Below are 314 nucleotides of genomic sequence, written 5' to 3' on the forward strand. Positions count from 1 at the left end.
CCGTCAGCCCTATGCCGCCGCGAGGTTTACATGAGAGCCATAGATAAGTTGGTCGGGTTTATCTCCCCCGGCTGGGCAGCCAACCGGATGCGCGACCGCTTGCGAATGATGGCCTACGAGGCGGCAATGCCGTCCAGAACCCATCAGGCCAAGCGGGAACGGCGTGGCGCCAACGTGGCCACCCAGCAATCGGCGATCAGCTTGCGCGAGCAGGCCAGAGCCCTGGACGAAAACCATGACATTGTGATCGGCCTTCTCGACAAGATGGAGGAGCGGATTGTCGGCGGCAAAGGCATCCAGATCGAGCCGCAGCC

Annotated in this window: 1 protein-coding gene; it reads left to right on the plus strand. The window is 62.4% G+C overall.

Going from position 1 to position 314, the window contains the following annotated elements; translation table 11 throughout:
* Positions 1 to 30 precede the first annotated feature (30 nt).
* Positions 31 to 314: phage portal protein (locus tag J9889_RS23125; protein WP_246878176.1), on the plus strand; the 284-nt coding region annotated here is incomplete at its 3' end.

It is taken from the genome of Aeromonas sp. PrichA-15 (assembly GCF_017939245.1).
Lineage (GTDB): Bacteria > Pseudomonadota > Gammaproteobacteria > Enterobacterales > Aeromonadaceae > Aeromonas > Aeromonas caviae.